Consider the following 16,811-nt stretch of genomic DNA (forward strand, 5'->3'; position numbering starts at 1 on the left):
GGGGCCCCCTTTTAACAGGTGGCGCTCAGGGGAGCGCGGGGTAGAGCGCGGCCACGCCGCCGGACAGTCCGGCCTGGACCCGCCGGGCGACGTCGTCGGCGAGGATCTCGTAGCTGTCGGACTCGATGCCGTCGGCCGCGAGCCGGGCGACGTCGGCCGGGTGCGCCTTCGGGCCGGGGACGGCGGCGGCCATCTCGGTGTCCATGTAGCCCACGTGCAGGCCGGCGACGCGGACACCACGGCCGGCCAGTTCCACGCGCAGGGCGTTCGTCATCGACCACTCGGCGGCCTTCGCCGCGCCGTACGCGCCGACGCCGGGGAAGGTGAACCAGGACAGCGCGGACAGGACGTTCAGGATCGTGCCGCCGCCGTTGGCCACGATCCGGGGCGCGAACGCCCGCACCACCGACAGTGTGCCGAGGTAGTGCGTCTCCAGCTCCAGCCGGATCTTTTCGAGGTCGCCGTCGAGCAGGTCGGTGCCGGTGCTCACGCCGGCGTTGTTGACGAGCAGCGTCACGTCACCGGCCCGCTCCGCGGCGGCGGCCACCGACGCGGGGTCGGTGATGTCGAGGCGTGCCGGGGTGACGCCGGGCAGGTCCACGGTGTCCGGGTTGCGCGCGCCGGCCCAGACGGTGGCGCCACGCGCGACGAGTTCGGCGGCCAGGTGCCGGCCGAAGCCGCGGTTGGCGCCGGTGACCAGGGCGGTGCTTCCAGCGATCTTCATGTCTCGCTCCGAGAGGTGGTGGGAAGGGAGGTCAGGCGGACAGCAGGCCCGGACCGGGCAGCACGGCGAGTTCACCGGGCGGTACGTCGTGCCCGGCGTCGCAGCGCAGCCGGGCGTGCACCGCCGCGCCGCACTCGTCGTGGGCCACCCGTACCGCCGGACCCGCCTCGTCGGCGGCGTACGTGTCGCCCCACTGCCGCAGCGCGACGAGCACCGGGATCAGGTCGCTGCCCTTCGCGGTGAGCACGTACTCGTCGCGGCTGCGCTGCCCGGGTTCGCGGTAGGGACGCCGGTCGAGCAGCCCGTCGGCGACGAGTTGCTTGAGGCGGGTGGCGGCCACGGGCTCGCTGACGCCGACCCGCCGGGCGAAGTCGTCGAAACGGCGGGTGCCGAACGACGCCTCCCGCAGCAGGAGCAGCGTGGTGCGGTTGCCGATCACCTCGAGCGCCCGGGCGATCGAGCAGTTGGCGGTGGACCAGGAGTCACGCTGCGCAAGGAGGTCCGTCATGGCGTCGACGGTACCCACTGACTTAGGAAAACAGAAGTCAGCTACCTCACAGCTGGCCGGGGAAGAAGCCGTGCCGGGCCAGCGGCTCGACGATCTGGTGCTCCTCGTACGACAGGTGCGACAGCAGCGTGTCGGTGAGCAGGTCCACCGCCTCCTGGAGCTGCGTGAAGTCGCCGGGCCGGCGGACCAGCTCGACGAGCGCCCGGTCGACGCTCTCCACCACCCCGTGGATCACCACGTGCTCCTCCTCGAGGCGGTCCAGCACCGCCGCCAGCCCGGCCTCGGAGCGGCGCAGGTGCGGGAAGATCGAGGCGTCCTCCAGCCCGTGGTGCTGGGTGACCATGGTGCAGTACGCCGCGCAGTACGCCCCGAGCGTCCAGTTGTTCTGCCGCATGGTCATCTCGTTCAGCGCGGCCCGCGCCCGGCCCGGCGAGACACTGCCCCGCTTGACCTGTTCCAGCAGGTCCCGCACCTGGGCCAGCTCCTGGCGCAGGTGGTCGTGCACGTCCACTAGGTGCTGCCCGGCGGCCTGTCCCCGGGCCGGGTAGGCGTGTCCGGCCGGCGGCTGCGGGGCGCTCGGGCGGGTGGACTCGTCCCACGGGCGGCGCGCGCTCAGGCGTACCCCCGGGTCGGGGGTGGGGGTGACGCCGAGCGTGCTCGGGAGGCCGGCGGCGGTCTGCTCGTCGGACGCCGCGCGGGTGCCGCCGGTGGGCGCGGCGCGCTCGGCCGCGACCAGCTCCCGGACCGCGGGCGCCACCTCCTGGCCGAAGATCTGGATCGCGCGCGGCTCGTCGCTGCCGAGGATGAACGTGGTGATGCCGTGCTCCAGCGTGAGCCCGGCCAGCTCCTCCACCCACTGCTCCGGTGGCCCGGCCAGGAAACCGGCCGACGAGCGGGCGAACGTGCCGGTCACGTTGAGCATGCGGCGGATCGCAGCCGGGTCGCGTCCGGCGGCCGCCGCGCCCTCGTCGACCAGCGCGTTGAGGGCGGGCAGCTCGTCGGGGCCCTTCGGCAGGTACGACAGCGACGGCAGCCAGCCGTCCGCGGCGCGGCCGACCAGGCGCAGCATGCGCGGCTTGTACGCGCCGACCCAGATGCCCACCGGGTGCGCGGGCGCCGGGCCACGCTTGGCGCCGACCACTCGGTAGTGCTCGCCGTCGACCCGGATCATGCCGCGACTGCCGGTGTCCCAGACCTCGCGGATCACCCGGATCGCCTCGTCGAGGGCCTCGACGGCCGCACCGGGGGACAGGCGCCGCCCGCCCGCCGCCTCGATCGCGTCCCAGAACGCGCCCGCGCCGAGCCCGAGCTCGACCCGGCCGCCGGTGAGCAGGTCCAGGCTGGCGACGCTGCGGGCCAGCACCACCGGCTGGCGCAACGGCAGGTTGAGGACGTTTCCGGCCAGACGGACGCGTTCGGTGGCGGCGCCCACGTAGGACATCAGCGTCCAGGTGTCCAGGAAGCCGGGCTGGTACGGGTGGTCCTGGAACGTGACCAGGTCCAGCCCGACCTGCTCGCAGAGGCGGGCGAGCGCCACCACCTGGTCGGGCTGCCCGGCGGCGGGGGTGATGAAGCCGCCGAAGGTCAGCTCGTGTCCGTGATCGGTCATCGGTCCCGCCTCCCGTGATCTTGTCCAGCCCTGCCACGGTAGCGCCACAGGTGGTAGTCCGGCCGGGTGAAGAGCATCACAAGAAGTGGACTATTGTCGCAAATCGCTCCTAGCGTCGGTTTCGTCCGCAGACGCGGACACCGCAGGCCGGAAACGCCAAATCCCGCCGCCGGCCCCGGTAACCGAACCTCGCGCGGGAGCGGGGGAACCACACGTTCCACGGTGCACCGTCACCTCGGGGTGAAGCCGCCACCGGCGGCCGGGCTCCTCGGCCCGAACCCGACAGCTCACCTCGTCGGCGTGGAGGAATCCACATGGCAACTGAATACTCGACCCGGGGTCGTCGTACCGCTCTCGCAGCGATGACGGCCGGCGTCGCCGTCGGCGCCGCGACCCTGTTCGGCCCGGCCGCTCCGGCCAGCGCGGGCGTCAACTGGGACGCGGTTGCGCGCTGCGAATCCGGCGGCAACTGGAAGATCAACACCGGTAACGGCTACTACGGCGGGCTCCAGTTCTCCCGCGCCACCTGGAACGGCTACGGCGGCAAGAAGTACGCCGCCCGCGCCGACCTGGCCAGCCGCTCCGAGCAGATCGCCGTCGCCGAGAAGGTGTTGCGCGGTCAGGGCATCGGCGCGTGGCCGGTCTGCGGCAAGAAGGGCGGCTCGGCGAGCGCGGCGACCCGGTCCGAGCGGGCCACCCCGAAGGCGGCGCCGAAGAAGGCGGCCGCGAAGAAGGCGGCCCCGAAACGGGCGACCACGCGCAAGGCCGCACCGGAACGCGCCGCGAGGCCGGAACGCGCCGCGACGACGGTGGCGCCGCAACCTGCGCCAGGCGCCGAGACGTACGTGGTGCGGCGCGGGGACACGCTGTCGGAGATCGCCGTGGCGCAGCGCGTCAACGGCGGCTGGCGTGCCCTGCACGAGCGCAACCGGGCCGTGGTCGGCGACGACCCCGGCCTGATCTTCCCCGGTCAGCGGCTGCGCCTGCGCTGACCGGCTCCGGACGCCCGGCCGGTTCGCCCGGCCGGGCGTTCGCCAGCCCGCGACACGCCGCGCCGCCGGTGTCCGGCCTGCTCGCGGCGCCGGGACGCCGACCGTGACGGCCGCTGACCGCGATTCGTCGGAGCCGGTTGCTAGGGTCACGATGATCGGCTCAGACGTGAAGAAAGCGCGGAAATGACCAACGACCCGTTCTCGGCTGCCGCGAGCATCGACGAGCTGCTGACCCGCACGCAGCAGGCTCTCACGGCGATGCGCTCCCGGGCCTCGGCGCACGCCGACGGCGAGCCGGGCGACCTGCTGCGCGCCGAGGGCACGGCAGCCGGCGGCCGGGTCCGCGCGGTCGCCGTCCAGGGTGGCAGGCTGGATTCGGTGACGGTCGACCCGGAGCTGGCCGGCGAGCCCCTGGACGTCCTCTGCGGACATCTCGTCGCCGCCGCCAACGCCGCCCTGTCCGAGCTGGACGCCCAGGTCAGCGCGTCGGCGCGGGCCGACGCCGACGCGCTCGCCGCCCGGCTCGGCAGCATGGGTGACCAGGCGGAGCTGTTCGGCCGCGCGATGCACGAGGCCGCCGCCCGGATCCACCGCGACCGCGGCACCGCGTCCCGGGCCGGGCGCCCGGCCTGACCCCGGCCGCACGCGCCCCGGGCGCGGCGAGGCGCAGCACCGGCCCGGCACGTAGCCCCGGCCTGGGACGACGAGGCGGCCGGCCGCCGGGAGGACGACGACCGGCCGCGCTACGCCACGGTCAGCTCAGGGTGACCGCGGTGTCGTCGACGACGAAGGACGTCTGCAACGAGCTGTCCTCCACGCCGCTGAACGAGATGGTCGCCGTGGTGCCCGCGAGCGACGAGACGTCGAAGGACCGCTGCACGTAGCCGGTGGCCTTGTTCAGGTTGGAGTAGGTCGCCAGCGTGGTGCTGCCGGCCTTGACGGTGAGCTTGTCGTACGCGGTGCTGGTGGTCGACTCCGCGCTGTCGATGTGCAGCCAGAAGCTCAACGTCGCCCGGCATCCGGCCGGGATCGTCACCGACTGGCTCAACGTGTCGGTGTGCGACGAGCCGTACCCGTCCAGCCACGCCTTGTACGAGCCGCCGTGCGCGGCCTGGCCGCTGTCGGTGGTGATGACGCCGGACGAGGCGCTCCAGCTCACGTTGCCCGACTCGAAGCCGGGGTTGGCGAGCTTGTTGCCGGAGCAGCCGCCCGACGGCGGGGTGGTCGTGGTGCTCGGCGTGGGCGTCGGGGTGCCGCCGGCGCAGGTCGGCTCACCGGACTGGGCCGGCACGCTCACCGCGGCCCAGGCCGCCTTGACCGTGTTGAACTCGGTGCAGCTGCTCGGGTAGAGGTTCTTCGCCGCCTGCAGCGTCCACACGCGGTACTTCAGGTAGGACGAGGAGGACGTCTTCAGCAGCATCGCGTTGTACATGATCTTCATGGCCTTCTGGATGCCCAGGCCGGTCACGCTGCTGCTGTTGCAGGTCGAGCTGGACGGCTGCCCGTTGGTCGGGCTGCTGCCGTTGGCCAGCAGGTAGAACCAGTGGTTGCCCGGGCCGGCCGCGGCGTGCACCTCGGTCGACGGGATGCTGCTGGAGTAGCAGTTCGGGTCGCCGAGCGCCGACGGGTTGTACATGTTGCGGATCGGGCCGGAGCCGACCAGGTTGATCTTCTCGCCGACCAGGAAGTCCGGTGCGTCGTAGCTGGACGGCTCGTTGGCGAACCACTCGGTGGCCGCGCCGAACGTGTCCGCCACGAACTCCTGCGTACCGCCGCCGGAGATGCCGCCGGGGGTGGTGTCGTCGATGCCGTGACCGATCTCGTGCGCCACCACGTCCAGCGAGCCGATCCACTGGCCGGCGGTGTTCTTGCCGATCTGCACCTGGCTGCCGTCGTAGTAGGCGTTCTGGTCGTTGAGACCGACCCGGATCGGCCAGTAGCCGCCGTTGCCGTTGGCGCCGTTGCGGCCCAGCCACTGGGAGAGCATCTTGTGCTCGGTCTGCGCCGAGAACAACGCGTCCACGCAGCCGGTTTCCTTGTTGGTGGCGGTGCCGTTGCCCCACACGTCGTCGGAGCCGCTGAACGTGGTGTTGTTCGCCGAGTCCTGGCAGCTCAGGTTGGTGACGGTCGGGTCCTTCATGGTGTACGTGGAGCCCGACTGGGTGGTGTTGAGCGTGAGCGGGCTGGGCCCGTTCCAGGCGCCGGTGCCGGTGCCGCGGACGACGTGTTCCTGCGTGCGCAGGATCGCGCCGGTGCGGGCGTCGACGTCGACGGTGAGCCGGCTGGGGCCGTCCGCGCCGGTGCCGCGAACAGTGGTCTCCCAGGCCAGCGCCGGTGCGGCGCCGAGCGTGTAGACCACGAGCGTGGTGCCCTCGACGGCGCTGACCGTCTTGAGCTGGGCGCGCGCCGTCGTCGCGGCGGCGTTCCGGGTCAGCGCGGGCGTGGTGGCGAGGGCGCCGATGGGCCGCTGCTGGGCGACCGAGGCGTACTTCAGGTTGCCGGCCGCGTCCGTGGCGAGCACGAAGTCCCCGCCGACCACCGGCAGGCCCTTGTAGGTGCGCTCGTAGGGCACGTACTGGGTGCCCTCGGAGGAGATGACCGGCTTCTGGACGAACGCGTCGTCGGCGCCGGCCTGCAGGTAGGCGGGGCGGTTCGCGACCAGCGCGCGGGCCGAGTCGGCGGCGACCGCGCGGGCCTGGGCCGGGTCCGGGGCGGCGGGTCCGGGTGGCGCGGCCTGCACGGCCGCGGCGGTGCCGGCGGCGAGGATGCCGGCCGCGGCCGCGCCGGTGAGCGCGGCGAAGCGAGGTGTGAGTTTCACGGGGGTTTGCTCCTGTTCTACAGGCGCGCCGCACGGAGCCCGGTGGGGACGGGCGGCGCGGTGGTGCGAGGCAGGGTGACGGCCGGTCACCGGAGCTGCCGGCGTGGCTCCGGGTCGACAGATCGACCGTCGCGAGTCGCCGGGGGTCGGCTGCTCGCTGGTGCACAATCACACGCCGCCCGAGCTCGGAGCAATGGGTGACCTGGGCAACGGCTGACAGTCGGGCGCGTCGCCACGCGCGCCGATTCAGGCAACCATGATCTTCAATAGCCCCTGATCAGGGCGAACATCGCCGATGGTGGATGAAGTGCCGTGCAAATTGCGGACGTTGCCGCTGTGTGCGAATGGCGCGCATAGACGCGAGGCCGCCATGCGCGCGGCCGGGCGGCGGTCGCACCACCGCCCGGCCGGGTCAGCGCGGGCCGCGGGTCCGCGTCGGCGACACGGTGGGCAGCGGTGGCAGCGACGGTGTCAGCGTCGGCCGTGAGCTCGGCCGCCCGGTCGGCTCCGGGCTCGGGCTCGACCGGGTCGGGCTCGGGCTCGGCGACTCCGACGGCGTGGGCGCGGCGGTGGTCGGCGGCGGCGCCGACCGGGTCGGCTCCGGGGTCTCGCCGGGGAACTTCGGCTCACCGAACCGGTGCTTGCCCGGGTCGAGCTTCATCGCCGCGGTGGCCCGGGTCATGAACTGCCGCCAGATCGGCGCGGCGCCGGTCGAGCCGTACACCTCGTAGCTGCCGCTCTTCGTGCGCAGCGGCTTGCCGTCGGTGGTGCCCAGCCAGACGGCCGAGGCGAGCGCGCCGGTCCAGCCGACCATCCAGGTGTGCACGTTCTGGGTGGTGCTCTGCCCGGCCTGCCAGGTGCCGGTCTTGCCCGCGGAGTCCCAGCCGTTGCCCAGCTCGGCGGCCCGGACCCGGCGCAGCGTCCAGTCCAGCTGGTCGATCGCCTCCCGGTCCAGCCCCAGGTCGGTGGTGCGCAGTTGCTCGGTCCACACCTCCTCGTCGTCCTTGCTCACCGACCGGACGAAGTGCGCGTCGGCGCGCTTGCCGCCGGCCGCGAACGTGGCCATGCCGTTCGCGTGGTCCTGCACGGTGATGCCGTACTGCCCGATCCCGACCTCGGTGGAGAACCGCTTCGCCACCTCGCCGGCCGGGTCGCTGCGCAGGTCGACGCGCTGCGGCCGGGGATTGCCCCGGACCGTCTCCCACATCGACTCCACGCCCGCCTGCCGGGCCATCTCGATCACCTTGTCGGTGCCCAGCTTCTCGGTCAGCTCGAAGTAGGTCACGTTCAGCGAGGCGACGGTGGCCTCCCAGAGCGCGCAGTCCGGCTGGCAGGACGCGCGCTCGGCGTTGCGGATCGGCCCGGCCGCGCTGCCCCTGGTCCGCCCCGAGGCGGGGAACTCCTTGGTGTCCGGCGAGTCGAACCGCTGCTTCACCGAGATCCCGTCGCGGACGGCGGCGGCCAGGTCGTACACCTTGAACGACGACCCCGGCGGATGCTGGCCGAAGCCGCGGGTCTCACCGTTCTCGTCGTAGTACCAGCCCGCGTAGTCCGCGCCGGCGCCCTTGTCGCCGCCGTAGTAGCCGAGCACCCGCCCGGTGCCCGGCTCCACCGCCACCAGCGCCGCCTGCCAGTTGCGCGGCTGGCCGCGTACCGCCTGCGGCGCGGTGTCGCGGCGGATGTCCGCCGCCGACTCGGCCGCGTCCTGCACCCGCTTGTCGATGGTGGTGACGATCCGGTAGCCGCCGTCGCGGATCACCTCGTCGGGCTTGCCGCGGAACGGGTCGGTCTCGCGCAGCTCGGCGAGCACGTGGTTGACGACCAGGCCGGTCGGCCGGTCCAGGTCGGAGCGTCCCGCGTCCTTGTCGATCGGCCGGACCGTGTCCGGGTACGCGAGGTCGGCTGCCTGCTGCGGCGTCAGGTAGCCGAGCTTGACCATGCCGTCGCGGATGTAGTTCCACCTGTCGATCGAGTTCTGCCGCGCCAGCGCGTTGCGGCGCGGGTCGTAGCCGGGCGTGCCCTCGGGGTCGGCCGGGTCCGCCTCCGGCTGCTTGACCATGGCGCAGAGCACCATCGCCTCGGCCTGGGTGAGCTGCCGCTCGGGCGGCGCGTCCCGGCGCACCGTCTTGCCGAAGTACGTCTGCGCGGCTGCCTCGATGCCGTACGCGCCCCGCCCGAACGGCACGGTGTTCAGGTAGAAACCGAGGATCTCCTCCTTCGAGTACGCGTCGTCGAGCTTCCACGCGATCACCGCCTCGCGCAGCTTGCGGGAGTAGGTGACCCCGCGCAGATCCGCGGCGATGCGCGCGTACTGCTGGGTGAGGGTGGACGCGCCCTGCCGCTGGCCGCCGCTCACGTTCGCCCAGGCGGCGCGCAGTACGCCCTTGAAGTCGATGCCGCGGTTGGTCCAGAACGTACGGTCCTCGGCGGCCACGATCGCCTGCTTCGCCGAGTCGTTCATCTGGTCGTACGGCACGATGGTGCGGTTCTGCGCGCCCAGCTTCGCCATCGGCGTGCGCCCGTCGGCGTAGTAGACGGTGGTGGACTCGGGCAGCTTCAGGTCACTGGGCGTCGGCACGCTGTCGAAGTAGTAGCCGCCGGCCACCAGCCCGCAGCCGGCCAGCAGCGTGCAGACCGCGAGGACGACCAGCAGACGCCGCCGCTTGCGCCTGGGGCGCACCGGCGGCGCGCCGCCCGGCCCCGCTGTGGATCCGCTGTTCCGCACGCGTTACCTCCGACTGCTCGGCTGAGTCGTGCCCGGCTCGCAGGCTAACCGAGCTGCGCCGACGGCACCGGCCGACGAACCCGGACGCGCGGGTCCGGGCCGGGGCGGACGGCTGCCGCCCCGGCCCGGGGCTCACCCGGTCAGTGCGCCGCCCGTCCGGCGGCCCGGTCGTCGTGCTCCCGGCGGGCGGCCCGGCGGGTCCGCCACCTGTCGCTGCCGCCCGCGTGGAACGGCGCCGACCGCCACAACGATCGCACCGGCGTGCCGTCCGGGGCGGGGAACGTCTCCCGTTCGGCATAGCCGAGCCGCCGCAGCAGCTCCTCCTGCTCACCGGCGCACGGGTGCGCGTACGTGGGCAGGCTCAACGTGTCCATCCGGCGCTGCGCCGCGGACAGCGCCTCCGCCGCGCCGCCCCGGGGCGCGGCCAGCAGCGCCAGGTTGTTGTGCGGTTCGGCCGGGCGCCGTGCCGCCAGTTCCGCACCGAGGCGGCGGAACCGGTCCCCGTCCGGCCCGGCGGCTCCGGCGAGACGGTCGGCGTACCGGTGGGGGGTGGGGATCGGGCGGTAGCGGTGGAACCAGACGGTGGCGGCGCTGCCGTCGGGCAGCAGGAACGCGTCGCCGAACAGCAGCGCGTGTTCGGTCCAGATCCGCGCCACGGCGGCGAGGACCGGCAGGCGGCGCGAGGTGTCGGGGACGAGCCAGGCGGCCAGCGCGGTGGGCGCGAGGGCCTCGGCGACCAGATCGGCGATCCGGCCGATGTCGCACCATCGGGCGCGGACGACGGGCAGGGCAGTGCTCATGAACGAACTCCTGTTTGTCCAGGCGTTGTCGGGTCGGTTGCGGGCGCCGGACGACAGTCGGCGGCGCCGCCGCGGCATGCGGCAGTCGGGCGGGACACGCCCGTGCTCCGGATCGGAGGTGGTGCCTGTGGAGTCCGCTCAGGCGGGTCTGGTGCCGGGGCGCGACGTGCGCGACGGCGGAAGCGGCTCGGCCGCCGGTCGGGCGTACCGGTGGGTCAGCGCGGGCAGCCGCCAGCGGTTCGCGTGCGCGTCGGCCGGCTCGCTGTGCACCGCGCCGCCGCCGTGGGTGACGCCGTCGAGCGGCAGCGGCACGGCGGGCGCGGTCGTGACGTGCGCGGCCGGACCGACAGTCGCCGGTGCCCGGCTGCGTACGCTGTCGACCCACCGCGCGCCGACGACGGTGGGGGTGCGCGCCGCCGAGGCGGCGAGGACCGGTCCGCGGGGCGGCGTGTCGTGCGCACGCCCGGGTGCCGGTGCCGGCGTCGCGGCCGGGTCGGCCGGGACGACCGGGGTACCCGGATCGGCCGGGCCGGGCACGGGTTCGTCGGGTGCCGCAGGCGGGCCGGGTTCCGGCGGGTCGAGTAGATCGGTCACCGGGCTGAGCGGGTCGAGCACCGGATCCAGCGGGTCGAGCACCGGTTCCAGGCCCCGCCAGACCGGGCCGAGGATCGGGTGCAACGGCTCCACGACCGGGGACAGCAGGTCCGCCACCGGGTCGAGCACGCCCACCGTCACCGGGTCGGTGACCGGGCGCAGACCGTCGGCGACGGGCGCGAGCAGGTGATCGCGCAGCGGGTCGGTGACCGGGCGCAGACCGTCGGCGACGGGCGTGAGCACGTGGTCCCGGACCGGGGTCACCACCGCCTCGACCACCCGGCCGGTGGCCGGTGCCGCGCCGCCCGGTCGGCCCGGTGCCGGCTCGGCGGGCGCGGCCGGAACCGCGCCCGGCGCCGATGGTCCGGCCTTACCAGGCGCTGTCGGCTCGGCCTTTCCCGGCGCTGCCGGTTGGACCGGGCCCGGGGCCGGCGCGGAGACACCCGGCGTCGGCGAGGGCGCGCCGGAGTCGGGAACAGGCGCGGCGGGCGCCGTCGGCCCCGCCGTGGCGCCGCCGGACCCGGAAGGGGGCGCGCCGCCGTCGTCGGTTCCGGACATCGGCAGGCCGAGCGCCGTCCCGAGCGTGTGGGTGAGCACCCCGACCGTGGCGGTGAGCGGGCCGGACGGACGGTCGGCGGCGTGGGCGGCCGAGCCGGATGCGACCTCGTGGGCGCCCCAGACCACGGCCATGCCGCCGAGCAGCAGACCGAGGCGCAGCGTGTAGCGCGCCACCCACCCGGTCCGTCCCGACATCCCACACCTTTCGGACCCGCACCCGGCGGCACGGATCGACGCACCGCACTGTACCGAACGTGGCGGTCCGGGCACAGTACGCCGTCGATGCGAGTCGGGCGCGTCGCGCCGGGGCCGCAGGCGTGGGATCCGCGGCGTCCGGGTACCAGCCGGGCCATGGACACGCGCACGGCCGAACGCCCGGACACCGCCCCCGCCCCCGCCGCGCCTCCGGCCGGTGTGGTCGCCGTCGTCGCCCACCGCAAGAAGACGTTCGGCGGTGGGCTCGACGAACTGCGCTCCCGCCTCGTCGGCGCCGGGGTCGGCCGGCTGCTCTGGTACGAGGTGCCCAAGAGCCGCAAGGCCCCCAAGCGGGTCCGTGCGGCGCTGGACTCCGGCGCCGAGCTGGTGCTGGTGTGGGGCGGCGACGGCATGGTGCAGCGGTGTGCCGACGCCCTGGCCGGCAGCGGTGTGCCGATGGGGATCCTGCCCGCCGGGACCGCCAACCTGTTCGCGGTGAACCTGGGCATCCCGGTCGACCTGCCCGAGGCGGTACGCATCGCGTTGCACGGCCGCCGGCGCGAGCTGGACCTGGGCCGGATCAACGGCGAGCACTTCGCGGTGATGGCGGGCGCCGGGTTCGACGGCGACCTGATCCGTGACGCCGACCGGCAGCTCAAGGGCCGGTTCGGCCGGATCGCGTACGTCTGGACCGGGCTGCGGCACGTACGCGGCGAGTGCGTACGGACCCGGATCCGGGTCGACGGCGCCGACTGGTTCGACGACGAGGCGAGCTGCGTGCTGTTCGGCAACGTCGGCACCATCACCGGCGGCATCCCGGCCTTCGACGACGCCCGCCCCGACGACGGGGCCCTCGAAGTCGGCGTGTCCACCGCCAGCGGCGCCGTGGACTGGGCGCGCACGCTGGGCCGGATGGCCGCCGGGCGCTCCGAGGAGTCGCCGTTCGTGCGGATCACCCGGGGCCGCAAGATCTCGGTGCGGTTCGACGCGCCGAAGACGTACGAGCTGGACGGCGGCGCCCGGGGCAAGGCGAAACGGCTCAAGGTCAAGGTCGTCCCGGGCGCGCTGACCGTGTGCTGTCCGGACCCGGCGGACTGACCGCGACCGGGCCGGGGCAGGATGCCGGAATGCGCGACGACATCCGCGACTACCTGGCCGAAGTGCTCCGCCGCTCCCGGGACGTGCTCGGTGACGACCTGGTGGGCGCGTACGCCGCCGGGTCGGTCGGGCTGGGCGCGTACCAGCCGGGCCGCAGCGACGTGGACGTGGCGCTGGTGGCCGCCGGACCGGTGCCGGAGCCGGACAAGCGCCTGCTCGTGGACCGGCTGCGGCACGAGTCGCTGCCCTGCCCGGCACGCGGCCTGGAACTCGTCGTCTACCGGCGCGACGTCGCGGCTTCCGGCACCGCGGAGCCGGGCTTCGAGGTCGAGCTGAACACCGGCGCCACGATGCCGTTCCGCGCCACCTACGAGCCGGCGGACCGGCCGGCCGCCGACGGGCGGTTCTGGTACGCGCTGGACCGCAGCATCCTGCGCCAGTCCGGCCTGGCCCTGCTCGGCCCGCCCGCCGCCGACGTGTTCGCCGACCCGTCCCCGCAGGCGCTGCGGACGCTGCTGGCCGACGCGCTGCGCTGGTGGCTGGCGCTGCCCACGCCACCCGGCGACGCACCGGCCCCCGGCTCGGAGGACGCGGTGCTCGGGGCCTGCCGGACGCTGGTGCGCTGGCGCGACGGCGTGTGGCTGGGCAAGGTCGACGCCGGGCTGCGGGTCGCCGCCGACGACCCGGACGCCGCGCTGATCCGGACCTCGATCGAGGCTCGCTGGGGCGGTACGCCGCCGTCCGGCCCGGCTGCCCGCGCGTTCCAGCGGCGGGTGCTGGAGCGGATCACCGCGCGGTGAGCGCCGCCGTGCGTGACTACTGTGAGCCGGGGGAGGTGCGGTGATCATGACGGAGCTGAGCGCGTCCGCGCGGGCCGGGCTGGAGGCGGTGGTGCCCGGCGGCGTGGCGACCCGGGCCGCGGACCGGCTGCGGATGGCCCACGACGCCTCGCACTACCTGCTGCACCCCGGCGCGGTGATCACCCCGGCCGACGCCGGTCAGGTCGCCGCGCTGCTGGCGTACGGCGCCCGCACCGGCACCCCGCTGACGTTCCGCTCCGGCGGCACCAGCCTCAGCGGCCAGGCGGTCACCGACCGGCTGCTGGTCGACGTGCGGCGGCACTTCCGCGACCTGAGCGTGCTCGACGACGGGCGGCGGGTGCGGGTGCAGCCGGGAGTGGTGCTGCGGCAGGTGAACGCGCGCCTGGCGCCGTACGGCCGCAAGCTCGGCCCCGACCCGGCCAGCGAGTCCGCGTGCACGGTCGGCGGCGTGGTCGCCAACAACTCCAGCGGCATGACCTGCGGCACCGAGTTCAACACGTACCGGACGCTGGAGTCGCTGGTCCTCGCGCTGCCCAGCGGCACCGTGCTGGACACCGGCGCCCCGGACGCCGACGCCCGGCTGCGCGCCGCCGAACCGGCCCTGCACGCCGGGCTGCTGCGGCTGCGCGACCGGGTACGCGGCAACCCCGACTCGGTGCGCCGCATCCGCGCCCAGTACGCCATGAAGAACACCATGGGGTACGGCGTGAACGCGTTCCTCGACCACGACGACCCGGCCGACCTGCTCACCCGGCTCGTGGTGGGCAGCGAGGGCACGCTCGCGTTCGTCGCCTCGGCGACGTTCCGGACCGTACCCGTGCACCGGCACGCCGCGACGGGCCTGCTGGTCTTCGACTCCCTGGGCGCGGCGATGGCCGCCATGCCGGCGCTGGTGGCCGCCGGGCCGGCGGCGGTCGAGCTGCTGGATGCCGCCGCCCTGCGGGTGGCCCAGCGCGACCCGAAGGCGGACGCCGCGCTGCGCGGCCTGGCCGTGCGCGGGCACGCGGCGCTGCTCGCCGAGTGGCAGGAGTCCGACCCGGCGGCGCTCGCCGACCGGGTCGCCGGCGCCGAACCGGTGCTCGCCGGCCTGCCGTTGAGCGCCCCGGCCCGGCTCAGCGGCGAGTCCGCCGCCCGCGCCGCGCTGTGGCACATCCGCAAGGGCCTGTACGCGGCGGTCGCGGGCGCCCGCCCGTCCGGCACCACGGCGCTGCTGGAGGACATCGCCGTGCCGGTCGAGGCGCTCGCCGGCACCTGCGCGTCGCTGGCCGAGCTGTTCGAGCGGCACCGGTACGCCGACAGCGTCATCTTCGGCCACGCGAAGGACGGCAACCTGCACTTCATGCTCAACGAGCGGTTCGACGGGGGTGAGGCCCCGGCGCGCTACGCCGACTTCACCGAGGAGATGGTCGACCTGGTGCTCGGCCACGGCGGCACGCTCAAGGCCGAGCACGGGACCGGCCGGGTGATGGCCCCGTACGTGCGCCGTCAGTTCGGTGACGAGCTGTACGAGGTGATGCGCGAGCTGAAGACGCTCTGCGACCCCGACGGCGTGCTGAATCCTGGTGTGCTGCTCAGCGACGACCCGGAGATCCACATGCGGCACCTCAAGACCGTGCCGGCGGTGGAGGAGGAGGTGGACCGCTGCGTCGAGTGCGGCTACTGCGAGCCGGTCTGCCCCAGCCGCGACCTCACCACCACGCCTCGGCAGCGCATCGTGCTGCGCCGGGAGATCGCCGCCGCGCGGGCCGCCGGCGACACCGCGCTGGCCCGGGAACTGACCGACGCCTACGACTACGACGCGGTGCAGACCTGCGCCGTCGACGGCATGTGCGCCACCGCCTGCCCGGTGCTGATCAACACCGGTGACCTCGTCAAGCGGCTGCGCGCGCAGGAGCACGGCCGGGCGGCGGGGACCGCCTGGCGCGGCGCGGCCCGCCGCTGGGGCGCCACCACCCGGGGCATGGCCCGTGGGCTCGACCTGGCCGGGGCGCTGCCGCCCGCGCTGCCCGAGGCCGCCACCCGGGCCGCCCGCGCGGTGCTCGGCGCGGACCGGGTACCGCGGTGGCAACGGGACCTGCCGCGCGGCGGCACCCCCCGCCGCCCGCACCGGGCCGACGACCCGGACGCGGTGTTCGTCCCGTCCTGCCTGGGCACCCTGTTCGCTCCGGAGCGGGGCGGCACCGGCGTGGCAGCCGCGCTGCTCACGCTCGCCGAGCGGGCCGGCGTACGCCTGCTCGTGCCGGACGGCATCGGCGACCTGTGCTGCGGCACCCCCTGGTCGTCGAAGGGCCTCACCGAGGGCTACCGGGCGGTGCGCGACCGCGTCCCGCCGGTGCTGCGCGCGGCCAGCCGCGACGGCGCGCTGCCGGTGGTCAGCGACGCCGCGTCCTGCACCGAGGGTTTCGAGCGGCTGCTCGACGGCGCCGGCGACGTGCGGGTCGTGGACGCGGTGGCGTACACCGCCGGCACGCTGCTGCCCCGCCTGACCGTGCGCCGCCGGATCGGTTCGCTCGCGCTGCACCCGACCTGCTCGTCGGTCCGGCTCGGCCTGGACGACGCGCTGCTCACCGTGGCCCGCGCGGTCGCCGACGAGGTGGTGGTCCCGGAGGGCTGGCAGTGCTGCGGCTTCGCCGGTGACCGGGGGCTGCTGCATCCGGAGCTGACCGCGTCGGCCACCCGGGCCGAGGCCGCCGCCGTCACGGCCCGGCCCTTCGACGGGTACGCCTCGGTGAACCGCACCTGCGAGATCGGGCTGGCGCGGGCCACCGGGCAGCCGTACCGGCACCTGCTGGAGCTGCTGGCCGAGGTGACCTCGTGATGCGCAGCTGGCGATTCGCGGCGCTGATGCTGGTCGTCGGCGTGGCGGTGGCCGCCGGCCAGGACACGCCGGTGTCGGCGACGGCGGGGTTCCTGGCGTTCGCCGCGCTGGCGGCCGTCTTCTCGCCGCTGGCGTTCCCCCGGTCGCTGACCGCTGCGCAGGCCCGTCGGCGCAGCGCTGACGACGGCCGGCCGGTGATCTACTGGCGGCCCGGCTGCACGTACTGCCTGCGGTTGCGTCTCCGGCTGGGCGGGCGGGCCCGGCGCGCGTACTGGGTGGACATCTGGCGCGACCCGGAGGCCGCCGCCGCCGTCCGGGCGGTGACCGGCGGCGACGAGACGGTCCCCACCGTGGTGCTGCCGGACCGGGCGGTGGTCAATCCCGACCCGGCGTGGCTGCGGGCGCGGCTCGGCGCCTGACCTGGCGAACCCCGGCACCGGCGGCCCGACGGGCATACCGTGCGAAGAGGGCGTCGCGGACGGCGCCCCGGACGACCTGGCCGAGACCGGGCGGCGGGTGACGCCCGCTGGTCGGCGCACCAGGCGGATCAG

Annotated in this window: 13 protein-coding genes and 1 riboswitch; of the genes, 6 read left to right on the forward strand and 7 right to left on the reverse strand. The window is 74.8% G+C overall.

The genetic code is table 11. The annotated features are described in order from the left end of the window. Positions 1-25: 25 nt before the first annotated feature. From O7607_RS25970 to O7607_RS25980, 3 genes are read right to left on the reverse strand one after another with little or no spacing between them, the layout of a single operon-like run. Positions 26-724: an SDR family oxidoreductase gene (locus O7607_RS25970; RefSeq protein ID WP_269705838.1), complete on the reverse strand. Its 699-nt coding sequence runs from the start codon at positions 722-724 to the stop codon at positions 26-28. A gap of 31 nt (positions 725-755) precedes the next feature. After that, the gene (locus O7607_RS25975; RefSeq protein WP_269705839.1) at positions 756-1,232 is read right to left on the reverse strand and encodes a winged helix-turn-helix transcriptional regulator; all 477 of its coding nucleotides are present in this window, start codon (positions 1,230-1,232) and stop codon (positions 756-758) included. A 46-nt stretch (positions 1,233-1,278) separates the two neighbouring features. Further along, a complete protein-coding gene (locus O7607_RS25980) occupies positions 1,279-2,841 on the reverse strand; it encodes an LLM class flavin-dependent oxidoreductase (protein ID WP_269705840.1) in 1,563 nt (520 codons plus the stop codon). Positions 2,842-3,011: 170 nt separating this feature from the next. Next, a riboswitch (cyclic di-AMP (ydaO/yuaA leader) is annotated at positions 3,012-3,157 on the forward strand. Between O7607_RS25980 and O7607_RS25985 the strand changes: the two genes are divergently transcribed. Both O7607_RS25985 and O7607_RS25990 read left to right on the forward strand, forming a co-directional pair. Continuing rightward, on the forward strand, positions 3,156-3,833 hold the full coding sequence (locus O7607_RS25985; RefSeq protein ID WP_269705841.1) for a LysM peptidoglycan-binding domain-containing protein: 678 nt from the start codon (positions 3,156-3,158) through the stop codon (positions 3,831-3,833). Its footprint overlaps the riboswitch before it by 2 nt. Before the next feature lie 183 nt (positions 3,834-4,016). Further along, positions 4,017-4,466, forward strand: coding sequence for a YbaB/EbfC family nucleoid-associated protein (locus tag O7607_RS25990; protein WP_269705842.1), 450 nt, complete (start codon positions 4,017-4,019; stop codon positions 4,464-4,466). 121 nt (positions 4,467-4,587) lie between these two features. Here the strand turns inward: O7607_RS25990 and O7607_RS25995 are convergent, their stop codons facing one another. From O7607_RS25995 to O7607_RS26010, 4 genes are all read right to left on the reverse strand, one after another. Next, positions 4,588-6,651 (reverse strand): M4 family metallopeptidase, encoded by a 2,064-nt coding sequence (locus O7607_RS25995; protein ID WP_269705843.1) that lies wholly within the window; start codon positions 6,649-6,651, stop codon positions 4,588-4,590. Between the two features lie 412 nt (positions 6,652-7,063). Then, positions 7,064-9,376 carry a transglycosylase domain-containing protein gene (locus O7607_RS26000; RefSeq protein ID WP_269705844.1) on the reverse strand — a complete coding sequence of 771 codons (2,313 nt, stop codon included), beginning with the start codon at positions 9,374-9,376 and terminating at the stop codon, positions 7,064-7,066. 140 nt (positions 9,377-9,516) lie between these two features. Continuing rightward, positions 9,517-10,176: a hypothetical protein gene (locus O7607_RS26005; RefSeq protein WP_269705845.1), complete on the reverse strand. Its 660-nt coding sequence runs from the start codon at positions 10,174-10,176 to the stop codon at positions 9,517-9,519. A 138-nt stretch (positions 10,177-10,314) separates the two neighbouring features. Then, positions 10,315-11,523 (reverse strand): hypothetical protein, encoded by a 1,209-nt coding sequence (locus tag O7607_RS26010; RefSeq protein WP_269705846.1) that lies wholly within the window; start codon positions 11,521-11,523, stop codon positions 10,315-10,317. Between the two features lie 156 nt (positions 11,524-11,679). Between O7607_RS26010 and O7607_RS26015 the strand changes: the two genes are divergently transcribed. Genes O7607_RS26015 through O7607_RS26030 form a run of 4 tightly spaced genes read left to right on the forward strand, consistent with a single transcriptional unit; the run spans position 11,680 to position 16,679 of the window. After that, positions 11,680-12,621, forward strand: a complete 942-nt coding sequence (locus O7607_RS26015; protein ID WP_269705847.1) for a diacylglycerol/lipid kinase family protein — start codon at positions 11,680-11,682, stop codon at positions 12,619-12,621. A 29-nt stretch (positions 12,622-12,650) separates the two neighbouring features. Beyond that, positions 12,651-13,421, forward strand: a complete 771-nt coding sequence (locus O7607_RS26020) for a nucleotidyltransferase domain-containing protein (RefSeq protein ID WP_269705848.1) — start codon at positions 12,651-12,653, stop codon at positions 13,419-13,421. 46 nt (positions 13,422-13,467) lie between these two features. After that, positions 13,468-16,260, forward strand: coding sequence for an FAD-binding and (Fe-S)-binding domain-containing protein (locus O7607_RS26025; protein WP_269705849.1), 2,793 nt, complete (start codon positions 13,468-13,470; stop codon positions 16,258-16,260). Continuing rightward, the gene (locus O7607_RS26030) at positions 16,260-16,679 is read left to right on the forward strand and encodes a glutaredoxin domain-containing protein (RefSeq protein WP_269705851.1); all 420 of its coding nucleotides are present in this window, start codon (positions 16,260-16,262) and stop codon (positions 16,677-16,679) included. The genes O7607_RS26025 and O7607_RS26030 overlap by 1 nt, the downstream gene beginning before the upstream one ends. Positions 16,680-16,811: the final 132 nt, after the last annotated feature.

This window comes from Micromonospora sp. WMMA1949, from assembly GCF_027460145.1.
Lineage (GTDB): Bacteria > Actinomycetota > Actinomycetes > Mycobacteriales > Micromonosporaceae > Micromonospora.

Excerpts from the sequence above, each read along its gene's own strand:
- O7607_RS25980 (WP_269705840.1), bottom strand. The coding sequence starts at position 2,841 with ATGACCGATCACGGACACGAGCTGACCTTCGGCGGCTTCATCACCCCC.
- O7607_RS26010 (WP_269705846.1), bottom strand. The coding sequence starts at position 11,523 with ATGTCGGGACGGACCGGGTGGGTGGCGCGCTACACGCTGCGCCTCGGT.
- O7607_RS26020 (WP_269705848.1), top strand. The coding sequence starts at position 12,651 with ATGCGCGACGACATCCGCGACTACCTGGCCGAAGTGCTCCGCCGCTCC.
- O7607_RS25990 (WP_269705842.1), top strand. The coding sequence starts at position 4,017 with ATGACCAACGACCCGTTCTCGGCTGCCGCGAGCATCGACGAGCTGCTG.
- O7607_RS26030 (WP_269705851.1), top strand. The coding sequence starts at position 16,260 with ATGCGCAGCTGGCGATTCGCGGCGCTGATGCTGGTCGTCGGCGTGGCG.
- O7607_RS26005 (WP_269705845.1), bottom strand. The coding sequence starts at position 10,176 with ATGAGCACTGCCCTGCCCGTCGTCCGCGCCCGATGGTGCGACATCGGC.
- O7607_RS25985 (WP_269705841.1), top strand. The coding sequence starts at position 3,156 with ATGGCAACTGAATACTCGACCCGGGGTCGTCGTACCGCTCTCGCAGCG.
- O7607_RS26025 (WP_269705849.1), top strand. The coding sequence starts at position 13,468 with ATGACGGAGCTGAGCGCGTCCGCGCGGGCCGGGCTGGAGGCGGTGGTG.
- O7607_RS26015 (WP_269705847.1), top strand. The coding sequence starts at position 11,680 with ATGGACACGCGCACGGCCGAACGCCCGGACACCGCCCCCGCCCCCGCC.
- O7607_RS25970 (WP_269705838.1), bottom strand. The coding sequence starts at position 724 with ATGAAGATCGCTGGAAGCACCGCCCTGGTCACCGGCGCCAACCGCGGC.
- O7607_RS25975 (WP_269705839.1), bottom strand. The coding sequence starts at position 1,232 with ATGACGGACCTCCTTGCGCAGCGTGACTCCTGGTCCACCGCCAACTGC.